The following is a 13,042-nucleotide window of genomic DNA, read 5'->3' as shown; positions in this document are numbered from 1 at the left end:
TTTGTTTAATTTATTTTATAAAATATTTAACAATTTGATTGAAAACACTAAACATTGCAGCAAAAAAAATTGGGTTGTCCATTGTAGACAACCCAATTTTTTAAAAGAATGCTATAACTCTGCTACATGGCAAGTTTGTTTAAGACTTGCTTTGGAAGTAGTACTTTATCCACGATATGAATGACTCCGCTTAAAACTTCAGTATCTGGAGAAGTGACATTGGAAGGTTCACCAGTTTGGTCAATAAGCTGTATTCCACCATTTGTATTTATGTTTAACTTTTCTCCTTGATATGTAATCAATTCTTGGCCATTGGTCAACTGTGTTGATTTAGCTTTTGTACCTTCTATATAATGATAGGTAAGAATCGTGCCCAATAGCTTTAGTTCTTCTTCGGTATCAAAATCAGCTAAGGAATTAATACCGTCCAATTGATCGAACAAATCTAGGAACGCTTGGTTTGTGGGAAGAAAAAGGGTGAATTCGGTATCTAGAATATCTTCAAAACTTTCATGCACTAATAGGCAAGCCGCAATAGCCAACTCTTTATGTTCTGGGTCCAGTCTATCCAAAATTCTCGTGATGGTACTCTCGGTTCTGGAAACTATGGCATCGATTACAGATTGTGGAACCATAACCCTATTGATGGTATGGATGACACCGTTGCCAGCAGGAATATCGGTAACTCTAAAATTCACATTAAGACCCAATGCATCCTGTAAAAAAAAAGCGTTGTTTACATAGCCTACTGCTATAGTATCATCGTTTAATAGGGTATTTAAATCACCAATGGCCAAATCATTAGCAGTAAATACACCGGGCACAACATGGTAACTGAGCACTTGCCTCAACAAATCAATTTCAAAATCGAGGTCAAAGTCTTCGAGTTTGGTAAAAGATCCCCCCAAAAGACCAAAAAGAAAGCTTATGGTTTCCCCGGTTGGAGCAAAGACCGTATAAGGACCTTCTTCACCTAATGTATCCAATAATCCTGTGAGCTCTAATGCTTCCTTTAGGAAAGTAAGCTCATCAGAATCTTCAACCAGTTCCTTTATTGTTGGAATACCTGCGTTTGGATCATCTGGATTCAAGGTGTTCAAAAAGTCCTGTACTTCTTGAGGAATCAAAATTTTATCAATAATATGGACTACTCCATTGCTAGCTTCTTTATCTATTTCCTCGAGGTTTGCATCAATGTCCGAAGCGTCCCCAATTACAAAGGTATCATTGGAGGCTATTACCTCAATGTTCTCATTCTCTAGCAGGGTAGGAACGGTACCGGGAGAAAGCTCACCAGAAGTAATATTTCCTGAGACCACATGGTACAGTAAAATCTGCTTTAAAATTTGGAGTTCCAAGAAATTATCAAAATCATCAAAGCTTGTAAAGCTATCTCCAAGAAGTTCAAAAAGTTCTTCAATGGCTTTGTCCGTTGGAGCAAACAATGTGAAGGGACCTTCTGCATTTAAATCTTCATCCAACCCTACTTTTAAGACGGCCTCTTCCAAGAGGGACAATTGTTCTGTTTCAACAACAATTTCTACAATACTTGGTTTTGGAAAAAGTATATCCAAGGCAGCTTGTGGTACTAAAACTTTATCCACAATATGAACCACGCCATTGGAAGCATTATTGTCCGCACTAACTACTTCGGAAAGGTCATCTGTTTTGTCCGCTATAAAAACACTTCCATCTACGTTAACTTTTAAGCTTTCAGTCTGGAGTGTCTCCAATACTTTACCATCCGATAAATCAGAGGATAAAGCAACAGTACCAGAAATAACGTGGTACTTTAAAATTTCAGCTAAGAGGGCCTTTTCTTCTTCCTCATCAAAATCTTCGAGCTTTTCAAAACCTTCAAGCTGATCTAGAAGTGCATTAAAAGCGTCATTGGTGGGAGCAAAAACTGTTAATTGGCCATCTGCGGATAATACTTGTACCAAATCAGCATCAGCTAGTTCAATTGCATCCATTAAAGTACTTAACATATCAACACTTTCTGCCAGTGCTACGATATTGGGTAATGTGTTTGGATCATCGTCGGTATTACCAATTTCATCATCTGTCTTTGGGTTGGCGTCGTCGTCATTTTTGCTGCAAGAGCTTATAAAAAGGACTAAAATCAATACTATAAGGGATTTTCCTAAATGCGGGATGTTTTTCATTTTTCAGATTAATTTGGTTTTGTGTTCTAGGCCTGAAAATAGAATATAATGCCCTCAACCAGTTAAATGTAGTCTTAATTCTAAGTTACCCCAGTTTTAAATATCCAGCCTCAACGTTAAGGAAATTGTACTTAAGTTCCACCAATTAATCCCTATACCGTATATGTGGATAAGACCTGCACGAGATTATTTTATCTGGTATTCAGCATACAGTGTTGCGCTCATTTTAAGAATCCCTTTGCTTATAGCTATCGATTTTTCTTGTAAAACGTTGGGTTGCTGTGCCATGCCAAATTCATTTTCAGGTTGAAATATGTTTTTCTCGGGCATAGAACCGGAAATTTCGACATTCCCAATTTTTAAGATTTCCTTCTTGGACTCTGGTAGTTCCTGTAGCAATCTATCAGCAAGTATTTTCGATTTTTCGAGTGCCTTCACATAGGCAGCGTTTTCTAAACTATCAATTTTTGAGTGCGAATAACTCAAACCACCCAAATCAAGGTTTCTGTTCTCTAGCAACTCCGTATAAATCTCACTGAGCTTTTCAATATTTCTTACCGTGATAAAAACACTTGTGGAACTCCTGTAACCTTCAAATATGTTTGAATTGTTTCTCCAAGTATAGCTCTTGTTCATGGCTACCGAAGTGGTTAAAATATCATTCTTTTCTATCCCAAAACCCAATAAACGATCATGGAGTATATTTGACTTATCTACCAAGCACTTTTTCGAAGTTTGTATTGATTTGTCCAAACAGCTTAAATCTATATGAAAAGTGGCCATATCGGGAGGTGTTTCTACTTCTCCAAAAGATTTGATCATGATGGTTTTCAATTTTGAAGGTTCAACAATTGAACTATTTTGACAGTTTACGAAGAACAAAAGACCAAGGATTCCAATAACTTGTTTCATGTACTTTTTTTTATGGAGCATCTATTCATAGGATGTATGAACTTTGATACAAAATTTGTTTTTAACTATTTATGATGTTAGTTGGTGGTATCTGGAATCAAAATGTCATCCACCAAATGAAGCACACCATTTGATGCTTGAAGATTGCCGCCTATGATTCTTGTGGTATTGTTGTTAGCGCCATCGATAAGGTTGATTTGATTTCCAATGATCCTTACCGTTAAATCATCTCCTTCTATGGTTTCAAGCGTCATGTTTTGTTCCATGTCGCGTGTAACAATGTTCTTGGAAGCAATAACATGATGTTCCAAAACCGGCGTAAGGTCATCGCCAATTGGGAGGTCCCCAAAATCTTCAAAAGCGTCATTGATCGGTGCGAATACTGTAAATGGGGCAGGTGCTTCTCCGTTTGGGGTATCAAGTGTTGCCATGAAATCCGGTTGTCCAGGGGATGTAAGTGATTTTTCAAGTTCGTTTAATCTGTCGTCTACTGCAATGAAATCCGCAAGTGTGGGTAGTTCGAGAATAGCATCTATTTGATGCAAGATACCGTTAGAGGCTCTTTTGTTTGAACCAGAACTGACAATTTTAGCCTTCCCACTGATTACAATACCGTTATCAGTATTAAAATATAGGTTGATAGGACTATTTTCAACTATTCCAGGTGAAGAAGTTATCATATAGCCTTCTTCTGCTCGAACAAAATCCTGGGTACTAATTTCTCCTGCCACGATATGGACCAACAACAATCTTCTCAAATCTGCTTTGGGGATTTCAGAAAGAGCTTGACCATCAAGGAAGGCATTAAAAGCGTCATCCGTAGGTGCTAAGAATGTATTGAGTCCGGTACGGTCCAAATTGTCGAGCAATTCTGCTTCTTCCAAAGCTGCTTTTAGTGATTGAAAGTTATCATCATTGGAAATTAGGTCAGCTAGGCTTTCATCGGGTCGGTCTGTGCCATCATCGTCCAAAGAGCATGAACTGAAACTTAATACGATTAATAATAGGGTAGAAAAAAATAAAGAGAATCTCATTTGTTATTTATTTTAGGTTACAACTTTTTCTTGAAGATGAAAAAAGTGGAAAGCGTTGCTTGTAAATTCAAAAGTTTAAGAAATCGTCTGTTAAAATGGGAATCTTCCCATAATTCGTAATTTTGCATTCTAAATAAAAATGCAAGTTGAAAAAAGTTGTTGTTGGACTTTCCGGAGGTGTTGATTCCAGTGTAACCGCCTACCTTTTAAAAGAACAGGGGTACGAGGTTATTGGCCTTTTCATGAAGAATTGGCACGATGATTCCGTGATTATTTCTGATGAATGTCCATGGTTGGAAGATAGCAACGATGCGCTTATCGTTGCCGAAAAATTGGGTATCCCTTTTCAAACTGTGGACTTAAGTGAAGTATACAAAGAACGTATTGTGGATTACATGTTCAATGAATATGAAAGGGGGAGAACGCCAAATCCTGATGTGCTCTGCAACCGTGAAATTAAATTTGATGTCTTCCTAAAGATAGCCCTACAATTGGGAGCTGATTTTGTTGCGACCGGGCATTACTGTAGAAAGGGAATTATCAAGAATGAAGATGGCACCGAAACGTATCAGTTGTTATCAGGTGTAGATGGCAATAAGGACCAATCCTATTTTTTATGTCAACTTTCGCAAGAGCAATTGAGCAAGACCTTGTTTCCCATTGGTGGGCTAACCAAACCAGAGGTTAGAAAAATTGCAGCGGAAAACGATTTGGTTACTGCTGATAAAAAAGATTCGCAAGGGCTCTGTTTTATTGGAAAAGTACATCTGCCAGATTTTTTACAACAAAAATTGAAGCCCAAAAAAGGGGTTATTGTTGAAGTGCCGAATACCGCATCCCATTTTATGGGAGCGCTTCCAGAATTTGAAGATAAAGCTGAGGAATTGGCATACTGCGCAAAGAAACCTGTATATGACTTGTCTGATGGGAAAGTGGTTGGAGAACATCAAGGGGCACATTATTTTACCACAGGACAACGCAAAGGTTTGAATGTTGGAGGAACCAAAGAACCACTTTTTGTCATTGATACCGACGTGGACAATAATATCATCTATACCGGACAAGGGAAATCCCATCCAGGGCTTTTGAGGCATACCCTATTTGTAAATGAAAACGAACTGCACTGGGTACGAGAAGATTTAGCTCTGCTTATTGGCGAAACGATGGAAGTAGAAGCAAGAATTCGCTATAGACAACCTTTGCAGAAAGCCACGCTTTACAAAACTGAGAGTGGACTTTATGTAGATTTTAAAGAAAAACAATCGGCTATAACCGAAGGCCAGTTTGTGGCGTGGTACAAAAGTGATGAACTTATTGGCTCGGGCGTTATTTCATAATGAATTCAATATATGGAACACAATAAAATTACCCGGCTTTTTGGAGTAAAGTACCCCATTGTACAAGGAGGAATGATTTGGGCAAGTGGTTGGCGTTTGGCATCAGCAGTTTCCAATGCTGGTGGATTGGGATTGCTCGGTGCAGGAAGTATGTATCCCGATGTTCTAAAGGAACATATTGAAAAATGTCAAAAAGCAACCGATAAACCTTTTGGTGTAAACATTCCCATGCTGTATCCAAATATTGAAGAGTTGATGGAAGTCATTTTGAGCAGTGGGGTAAAAATTGTTTTTACATCGGCGGGAAATCCAAAAACGTGGACGAGTCATTTACAGAAACACGGTGTTACCGTTGCACATGTGGTCAGCAGTGTAAAATTCGCGTTAAAAGCTCAGGATGCCGGAGTTGATGCCGTAGTGGCCGAAGGATTTGAAGCGGGCGGACATAATGGAAGGGATGAAACCACTACAATGGTCTTAATTCCATCAGTAAAGGAAAAAATCGATATTCCTTTGATAGCAGCAGGCGGTATTGCTACAGGTCAAGCCATGTTGGCAACAATGATTCTGGGTGCTGACGGGGTACAAGTGGGCAGTAGATTTGCTGCAAGCGTAGAAGGTTCTTCGCACGATTTGTTCAAAGAACAGATTGTTTCCGCTAAAGAAGGAGATACACAATTGACCCTTAAAGAGCTGGCTCCTGTACGCTTACTGAAAAACAAATTTTATGGAGATGTTCAAAATGCTTATGCCAACGGAGCAACTGTGGAAGATTTGAAACATTTATTGGGTAGGGCAAGGGCCAAGCGCGGTATGTTTGAAGGGGATTTAAACGAAGGGGAACTGGAAATAGGCCAAGTATCTGGACTTATCCATGAAATTAAATCGGCAACATCTATCGTAGAAGACTTGATGACAGGGTTTAATAAAGGAGTAGAGGAAGTCAAAAGTTTTTAAAATAATCAGCTTTCTTTACATTTACGATTGTAATGAAAAAGCTGACCCCTACATTTCTTCTTTTTATACTTGCCATACACTTGCACGGTCAAATAGAGCGTGATAAAGCGCTACACTTTCTAGGGGGTAATCTTTTTGGTCTAGCGGGAGCAGGTATTGCGAAAAATGCTTCTGATGGGAACAGGGTTTGGACCTTTGTGGGAGCTGTTGCCGGTGGTACGTTAATCGGTTTGGCCAAAGAAACGGTTGATGCCGGTCAGCGAGAGAATGGGTGGGACAATGATGATTTGCTCGCAACTATTTTAGGGGGAGTAACGGTTGGTGTGGCCATTGAGCTTTTTTCCAAAAAGCGTGATAAGATACCTAAACATGATTCCTCAGCAACCCATTTTAATTTGAATAAATTGCATAGTAGTCAGTATGATGATAAACTTTTTATTGCTGATGAAACATTACCTAGCTTATCGTCTTTTGGACTTTCTTCAACTTTTTCACGAAGCTATGGCGTTGCACATGACTAAAGAAGTCCTCTTGCTTTAATTTCAAGATACTTATTTATGGTATTGATGGACAAGTTTTCCGGTTTGGTCAAAATTGTTTGAATGCCATACTGTTGTAGCTCTTTTTGCATGAGTCTTTTTTCCAACGAAAACTTTTCGGCAATTGTCTTGTGATAAATGGTCTGCAAATCTTCGGCATCTTTGCTGATGAGGGATTCTAGTTCTGTGTTTTCAAAGAACACTACGACCAGAACGTGTTTTTTTGCAATGGCCAAAAGGAAGGGGAGTTGTCTTTTTAGTGCAGAGATATGCTCAAAATTGGTATATAATAACAATAAACTTCTATGGTTTACCTTTCGTTTTATGTGGGCGTAGAGCAAACCAAAATCTGAATCGGTGAATTCTGTGGTAACGTTATATAACTTCTCTAAAATAGTGTTGAGGTGGGAGATTTTTTGCAATGCCGGTACAAACGTTTCAATTTTTTTGGAGAACGTGATCATTCCCGTTTTGTCGTTTCGCTTTAAAGCTACGTTGGAAAATGCCAGAGTGGAATTGATGGCGTAATCCAATAACTTCAATCCGTTAAAAGGCATTTTCATAACCCTACCGGTATCGATGATGGAATAAATGGGTTGCGATTTTTCATCTTGATATTGGTTGACCATTAATTGGTTTCTCTTAGCTGTAGCTTTCCAATTGATGGTCCGTACATCATCGCCTTTTATGTAGTCCTTTATTTGTTCAAACTCTTGTGTATGTCCTATTCGCCGTATTTTTTTTAGCCCAAACTCGCTTAAACGGTTGCTTATCGCCAAAAAGTCATACTGTTGCATCTGTATGATGGATGGGTATACGGGAACCATTTGGTCTTTTTGGAATATATATCGTCGTTTTACAATTCTCAAAGGGGAAGAAGCGTAGATATTCAAATTACCGAAGATATATTCTCCCCGCTCTACAGGTCTTACGGTATACTTGAACATGTACTTTTCTCCTTTGGTCAGGTAAGTTTTGTATTCAAAATCACGTTTTTGAAATTGCACAGGAAGTTCATCGATTACAACAACTCCTGTTCTAAAAGTATACTTAGAAAAAAGTTCGGTCTGCAGTTCGTTGTCATCACTGTTGGAAAGTTTTTGAGGTGTATTGCGTTTTCCAATAATGGCATTGGGCGTACTGTACAAAAGGTAGCAGTCACAGACTAAAAGGGCCATAAGAATAAAGACCAGTACCCAGGCTATGGGGTATAGCTCGGGTAACCAGTAGGACAGTACAAAGCATGCTGCCAAAATGGCGATATACCTAAAGAACCTGTTATGAATATAAAACGACCTTAGAAAATGCATTTTTTACCTTGGAATTTCTACGGATTCCATAACCATTGTTACGACACTTTCGGTGGTCATTCCTTCCATTTCTCTTTCTGGTGTCAGAATTACTCTGTGGTTGAGTACAGGAACCAATGCTTTTTTTACATCTTCGGGAATTACAAAATCCCTTCCCGAGATTGCAGCAAAAGCTTTTGATGCATTCAGGGTAGCGATTGAAGCTCTTGGTGAAGCACCCAAGTACAAATGTGGATGGTTTCTGGTACTGGTAATGATATTTGCAATGTACGTGATGATTTTTTCCTCTACGATGATATCATGAATATTCTTCTTGAACTCTGCCAGTTTTTTTGGAGTAAGTACTGCTTCAATGTTTTCTTCAGGTTTTTTACCTTTTCGCCCATGATGGCTTTCAATTATTTTAATCTCTTCCTCAACTGAAGGATAGTTTACCTTAATCTTGAAAAGAAATCTATCTAGCTGTGCTTCGGGCAGTGCATAGGTGCCTTCCTGTTCAATAGGGTTTTGTGTTGCCAGTACCATAAAGGGTTCGGCCATTTTGTATGTTGTTCCATCGACTGTGGCTTGTCTTTCTTCCATCGTTTCAAACAGCGCGGCTTGAGTCTTGGCGGGTGCCCTGTTTATTTCATCTATTAGGACGATATTGGAAAAAATGGGACCTTTTTTAAACTCAAAAGCTGAGGTCTGCATATTAAAAACAGAAGTTCCCAGAATATCACTTGGCATTAAATCTGGCGTAAACTGTATCCTGTTAAAATCTGTTTTTAGTGTCTTTGCAAACAGTTTGGCAGTAATGGTCTTCGCAATTCCGGGTACACCTTCTATCAAGGCATGACCATCCACCAAAAGGGAAACAATCAATAGATCTACAAAGTTCTGTTGCCCTATAATGACACTGCCCAGTTCTTTTTTTACGAGTTCTACTGTATTTTTTAGCTCTTCCAGAGGAACTCTGTTATCAAAGTTTAAATCGTTATTTTCCATCAACTTTCGCTTTAAATGCTTCTATTTTTTTGTTCAAATTTTGTAATTCCATGTCGGTAACCTGTTCTTTGGATTCTATGTTGTTAATAAGTTCGAACAATTGCTTTGCATCTTCCAAAGTGTTATTGCTTCGTATGGCCAATCTATTTAAAAATGGTTCATCAATTTCTTGTGTGCCCATGTACAGCTTTGTACGTATATATTCGAGAAAGTAAGCTACCTTATGCTCCGAGATCTTCTTTTGTTCTCCACTTTCAAAGTACATATCGGCAATTGTTCTGGTAAACGCCAAGGTTTGATTTTTTAGAGGAGTAACTACGGGTATTGCCCGTTGTTTTCGTTTGCCTTCAAAAATAACATATACCAGAGCTCCTATTAATGCTAGATAGTACGCCCATTTCAGCTCTTTTGTATTTAAAAAAAGATACATGGGAGAGGTATAAAAAGATTTTCCAGATTTATGGTGGTTATCTATCAAAATAGTTTTTCCCTTGTCCAAGTAGGACAAAAGCCCGGCAGTATAGTTTTTGTTCCCTTCTTTTAGGATAAAATAATTGGTAAAGGCTTTTGGAAATGTAGACAGGATAATCTCACCTTGCCCAAAGGGTTGTTTGATGATATTGATATTTTTGGAATCGATTTCGGTACTATCAGGTTCCGCGTAGACCTGTCCCAGGACAGTAGTATGCAAGGTATCTATTTGATTGAAGGCAAGCGTATAATAGTCCTTATCAAAAGAAATGGTATCCGTTTTTAATCTTGGATTTACCAGTTCATGATAAAAAACTGGATCTAATTGCCCTCCGCTGTAGATACTGTATTGCTCTAGGTGCAAGGTATCCAATAGTTGTTCTTCAAAACCATCCGAAGCAATAAAAAGGGTATTTCCTTTGCTTGTCCAATCAAGTAAAGTATTAAGCTCTGCCTCTCCAAAATCTACGAATCTGTTTACGAAAATATAGGTACCCTCGACAGAATCGTTCCTGCTCAGGAATTCAAATGGAGGTTTACGGACCTGTTTCGTTTTTGAGGGGAAATATTTCTCCATCAAATCATTGAAAACGTATGTGCCATAGGGTATTTTATGGTGAGAAACATAAGATTCAGACCAATTGATTTTCTTTGGCTTGTTATACTCAATGAGAAAGATGAGCCCTAAGGTGATAATCGCTATTACTATGTAGACCCAACCCTTTTTAAACATCTGTTGCAATTGATTTTTTAAGGGATGCGAAAACGGCCTCGGCCTTTGAATAATTATGTTGGTCTATGGTAAACTCACCGTACCAAATATAATCGTACAATAATGTCGCTTTTGTAAAAGCATTTTTTAGGGTGTTGCTAGAGAGTTCGTTAATGTAGTCATCATTGGTTTTTTGCAACTGCCATTCAATGAGCTCCCTTTCAGAAAGCAGTTTTAAAATAAAGAGATAGTAGTATCTGATTGCTAATCGGTAATCGTTTTTTGCTATGGCTTCTTTGATAAGCTTTTGTATGTCCTGAGTTTTAATAATACGTTCTTCCTCTGATAGATTAACAAGATTAGGATTCTGCTGACTATAAATTAAAGAACGGGTATTGGCTTTGATAAAAAAACGTATGATCAGAAATAACAGAACTGCTAAAAGGAGGTAGGGCAATGCTTTTAAAAAATAGGCCAGATAGCCAACTGCCTCATCAACCCCAAAAAGCCATTCAAAAAAACGCCTTAAAACACTATAAAACCAGTTTTTGATATCATCCCACCATGTTTTTTCCACCTTGACGACCTCATAGTCAAAGCTTTCATCTTCTTGATATGTTCTTAAATCCTCTTCAGAAATTTCGAATGTTGTGATTTCAGAACTGTCGTATTTGATAATAGAATCGTTCTGGGAAAAACTACTGCCCCAGCATAAAAGAACAAACCCTAAAACCAACTTTTTTAGCATTTAGTCCTCTTCAGATTTTCCCAGGTTATCAATCCGTTCGTATGTACCCGTAAAATTCTTTAGTTCATTAAGGTTGAAGAAAATAAATGAGGTTGTCACTAAAAGTATAATATTCATTAAGAAGCGGACCAAAGTACTTATGATGTTCAATAGTAGGTAGATAGGGTCATTGAATATTCCAAAGCTTTCAGCGTCCATTTCTCCCGAAAATATTCCCATCTTGGCCCATGTATAAATCACGGCTGGCAAACTAAAAGCATACGTAGCAATGGCAACGATGATGTAAACGATCAAAAGTGTGGCAAAGGTAATCCACCAGTTTTCTTTGATCAATGTAAAGCTATACTGATAAGAATCCATCACGTCCTTCTTTAAAAAAACAAAAATAGCGAAGGACAGCGATAACGGAACAGCAAGATAAATGCCTGGTATGAGACAAAATAGCATCCCGGCCCCAACTGATAAAGAAACCAAAATACCCAATCCGATAAATGCCCAGAATGAATCATATACCTCTTTTTGGATGTCTTCAAAAACAGGATTTCCCTTTGTATTGATGTACGATTTTATGTAAATCAATACAGTAGCTTGTGCTAGGACATAGGCAGCTATAGAACTTGCAAACAAAGCAATAACCGCAAGAATCATTATAAGGGGTGAAAAATTGCTGTCAAAGACATTGGGATTGCTTAATGCCGTAAAATTGAAAATATCTCCGATGGTATACATATAAAAAGCCATTGAGATAAGCATGACCAATAAGTAGGGACCTACAATTCTTAATATTGCTCCAAAAAACGGCTTAAATTGATTTCTAATAAACCCAAAAGAGTCGGAGAGTATTTCACCCAGTTCTCGTTGTTTTTTAAACTCAATGTATTGTGGTTGTTGCATGTTGTTTTTTTCTTTTCAGTTGGTTAGGGTATATGATATAATAGAATAGAATAAGGCCCAGAGAACCCAATATGATAAGTATAGCGAGCCAATCTGGCATTTCGGTATGTCTTGTAACAAAACCTTCCAAAAAGCCGGCTATAATAAAAAACGGAACGGTACTCACCATTATTTTTAATCCGTTTTTTACGCCTCGCTTAAAAGATTCCAATCGGGTGTACGTACCAGGGAACAATATGCCATTGGCTAGAACAAGTCCTGCGCATCCTGCAATTATGATTACGGATATTTCGATGGTGCCATGAATCCATATGGTCCGTGCAGATTCCCATAATAATCCTTTTTCATAGAAAAAATATTGGAAGCTTCCCAACATTATTCCGTTTTGTAACATGACCATTAGTGTACCAATACCTAAAAAAATACCGAAAGCAAATGCATAAATGGCCACTTTTATATTATTAATGGTAATGCCCAAAAACATATTGAATTCGCCCTGTTGTTTGTAAACGGCCATAGGGTCTCCTTTTTCAATGTTTTCCAGCGTCATGTTCACATAACCGTTTCCTAAAATAGAACGAACAAAATTCCCCTCATTGGCTGCTGAAAAGGCACCGACAGTCACAAAAAATGTAAAAACAAGAAACGATATCAGTAGTTCTCTATGGTGATGGTAAAACATACTTGGAAATTCTGTTTTCCAAAATGTAATGATTCGATTTTTGGATTCACGTTTAGTCTTATAAATCTTTTGATGCGCTTGCGAGGCTAGAGAATTTAAATAGAACTCGGTATTACTCCCTTTATAAAAAGTCTTTGCGTAGCTAAGGTGGTCCGTGATTTCAATATAGAGGTCAGAAAGCTTATCGGGTTGGAGCTTGTCTTTATTGCTAAGAACATTTTCAAAAGCAACCCATTTATCCTTATTTTGCTTTACAAAAGCAGCCTCGTGCATTAAATATGACGGTTTAGAAGT

12 protein-coding genes are annotated in these 13,042 nt (G+C 38.0%); 3 read left to right on the top strand and 9 right to left on the bottom strand.

Translation table 11 applies throughout. From position 1 onward, the window contains the following. Positions 1-122: 122 nt before the first annotated feature. The 3 genes from LV716_RS00845 to LV716_RS00835 form a co-directional block, all read right to left on the bottom strand. On the bottom strand, positions 123-2,165 hold the full coding sequence (locus LV716_RS00845) for a fasciclin domain-containing protein (protein WP_163419393.1): 2,043 nt from the start codon (positions 2,163-2,165) through the stop codon (positions 123-125). 186 nt (positions 2,166-2,351) lie between these two features. Further along, positions 2,352-3,077: an SIMPL domain-containing protein gene (locus LV716_RS00840; protein WP_163419392.1), complete on the bottom strand. Its 726-nt coding sequence runs from the start codon at positions 3,075-3,077 to the stop codon at positions 2,352-2,354. A gap of 77 nt (positions 3,078-3,154) precedes the next feature. Further along, positions 3,155-4,111: a fasciclin domain-containing protein gene (locus LV716_RS00835; protein ID WP_163419391.1), complete on the bottom strand. Its 957-nt coding sequence runs from the start codon at positions 4,109-4,111 to the stop codon at positions 3,155-3,157. Positions 4,112-4,257: 146 nt separating this feature from the next. Here LV716_RS00835 and mnmA point away from each other — a divergent pair, with 146 nt between their 5' ends. Genes mnmA through LV716_RS00820 form a run of 3 tightly spaced genes read left to right on the top strand, consistent with a single transcriptional unit; the run spans position 4,258 to position 6,926 of the window. Next, a complete protein-coding gene (mnmA, locus tag LV716_RS00830) occupies positions 4,258-5,448 on the top strand; it encodes a tRNA 2-thiouridine(34) synthase MnmA (protein WP_163419390.1) in 1,191 nt (396 codons plus the stop codon). A 12-nt stretch (positions 5,449-5,460) separates the two neighbouring features. Continuing rightward, positions 5,461-6,405 carry a nitronate monooxygenase family protein gene (locus LV716_RS00825; protein ID WP_163419389.1) on the top strand — a complete coding sequence of 315 codons (945 nt, stop codon included), beginning with the start codon at positions 5,461-5,463 and terminating at the stop codon, positions 6,403-6,405. Positions 6,406-6,437: 32 nt separating this feature from the next. Beyond that, positions 6,438-6,926 carry a hypothetical protein gene (locus LV716_RS00820; RefSeq protein WP_205600136.1) on the top strand — a complete coding sequence of 163 codons (489 nt, stop codon included), beginning with the start codon at positions 6,438-6,440 and terminating at the stop codon, positions 6,924-6,926. Here LV716_RS00820 and LV716_RS00815 read toward each other — a convergent pair. The 6 genes from LV716_RS00815 to LV716_RS00790 are packed head-to-tail and all read right to left on the bottom strand — an operon-like array spanning position 6,923 to position 13,021. Beyond that, on the bottom strand, positions 6,923-8,254 hold the full coding sequence (locus LV716_RS00815) for a DUF58 domain-containing protein (RefSeq protein ID WP_163419388.1): 1,332 nt from the start codon (positions 8,252-8,254) through the stop codon (positions 6,923-6,925). The genes LV716_RS00820 and LV716_RS00815 overlap by 4 nt on opposite strands. 3 nt (positions 8,255-8,257) lie before the next feature. After that, positions 8,258-9,241, bottom strand: a complete 984-nt coding sequence (locus LV716_RS00810; RefSeq protein ID WP_163419387.1) for a MoxR family ATPase — start codon at positions 9,239-9,241, stop codon at positions 8,258-8,260. Beyond that, on the bottom strand, positions 9,231-10,445 hold the full coding sequence (locus LV716_RS00805) for a DUF4350 domain-containing protein (protein ID WP_163419386.1): 1,215 nt from the start codon (positions 10,443-10,445) through the stop codon (positions 9,231-9,233). The genes LV716_RS00810 and LV716_RS00805 overlap by 11 nt, the downstream gene beginning before the upstream one ends. Further along, complete coding sequence (locus LV716_RS00800; protein WP_163419385.1) at positions 10,438-11,172, bottom strand: DUF4129 domain-containing protein; 735 nt, start codon at positions 11,170-11,172, stop codon at positions 10,438-10,440. Before LV716_RS00800 ends, LV716_RS00805 begins: the two co-directional genes overlap by 8 nt. Next, entirely contained in the window at positions 11,173-12,066 is an 894-nt protein-coding gene (locus LV716_RS00795; RefSeq protein WP_163419384.1) for a hypothetical protein, read from the bottom strand. Continuing rightward, positions 12,044-13,021 (bottom strand): stage II sporulation protein M, encoded by a 978-nt coding sequence (locus LV716_RS00790; protein ID WP_163419383.1) that lies wholly within the window; start codon positions 13,019-13,021, stop codon positions 12,044-12,046. Before LV716_RS00790 ends, LV716_RS00795 begins: the two co-directional genes overlap by 23 nt. Positions 13,022-13,042 lie beyond the last annotated feature (21 nt).

The organism is Flagellimonas sp. HMM57 (genome assembly GCF_021390175.1).
In the GTDB taxonomy this organism is placed as follows: Bacteria; Bacteroidota; Bacteroidia; order Flavobacteriales; family Flavobacteriaceae; genus Flagellimonas.
Note: the sequence above shows the minus strand (reverse complement) of the source record. Positions and strands in the feature narration are given on the sequence as shown.

What these genes read in the sequence shown, in the direction of transcription:
- LV716_RS00795 (WP_163419384.1), bottom strand. Translation starts at nt 12,066, where the DNA reads ATGCAACAACCACAATACATTGAGTTTAAAAAACAACGAGAACTGGGT.
- LV716_RS00805 (WP_163419386.1), bottom strand. Translation starts at nt 10,445, where the DNA reads ATGTTTAAAAAGGGTTGGGTCTACATAGTAATAGCGATTATCACCTTA.
- LV716_RS00790 (WP_163419383.1), bottom strand. Translation starts at nt 13,021, where the DNA reads ATGCACGAGGCTGCTTTTGTAAAGCAAAATAAGGATAAATGGGTTGCT.
- LV716_RS00845 (WP_163419393.1), bottom strand. Translation starts at nt 2,165, where the DNA reads ATGAAAAACATCCCGCATTTAGGAAAATCCCTTATAGTATTGATTTTA.
- LV716_RS00835 (WP_163419391.1), bottom strand. Translation starts at nt 4,111, where the DNA reads ATGAGATTCTCTTTATTTTTTTCTACCCTATTATTAATCGTATTAAGT.
- LV716_RS00810 (WP_163419387.1), bottom strand. Translation starts at nt 9,241, where the DNA reads ATGGAAAATAACGATTTAAACTTTGATAACAGAGTTCCTCTGGAAGAG.
- LV716_RS00825 (WP_163419389.1), top strand. Translation starts at nt 5,461, where the DNA reads ATGGAACACAATAAAATTACCCGGCTTTTTGGAGTAAAGTACCCCATT.
- LV716_RS00820 (WP_205600136.1), top strand. Translation starts at nt 6,438, where the DNA reads ATGAAAAAGCTGACCCCTACATTTCTTCTTTTTATACTTGCCATACAC.
- LV716_RS00800 (WP_163419385.1), bottom strand. Translation starts at nt 11,172, where the DNA reads ATGCTAAAAAAGTTGGTTTTAGGGTTTGTTCTTTTATGCTGGGGCAGT.
- LV716_RS00815 (WP_163419388.1), bottom strand. Translation starts at nt 8,254, where the DNA reads ATGCATTTTCTAAGGTCGTTTTATATTCATAACAGGTTCTTTAGGTAT.
- LV716_RS00840 (WP_163419392.1), bottom strand. Translation starts at nt 3,077, where the DNA reads ATGAAACAAGTTATTGGAATCCTTGGTCTTTTGTTCTTCGTAAACTGT.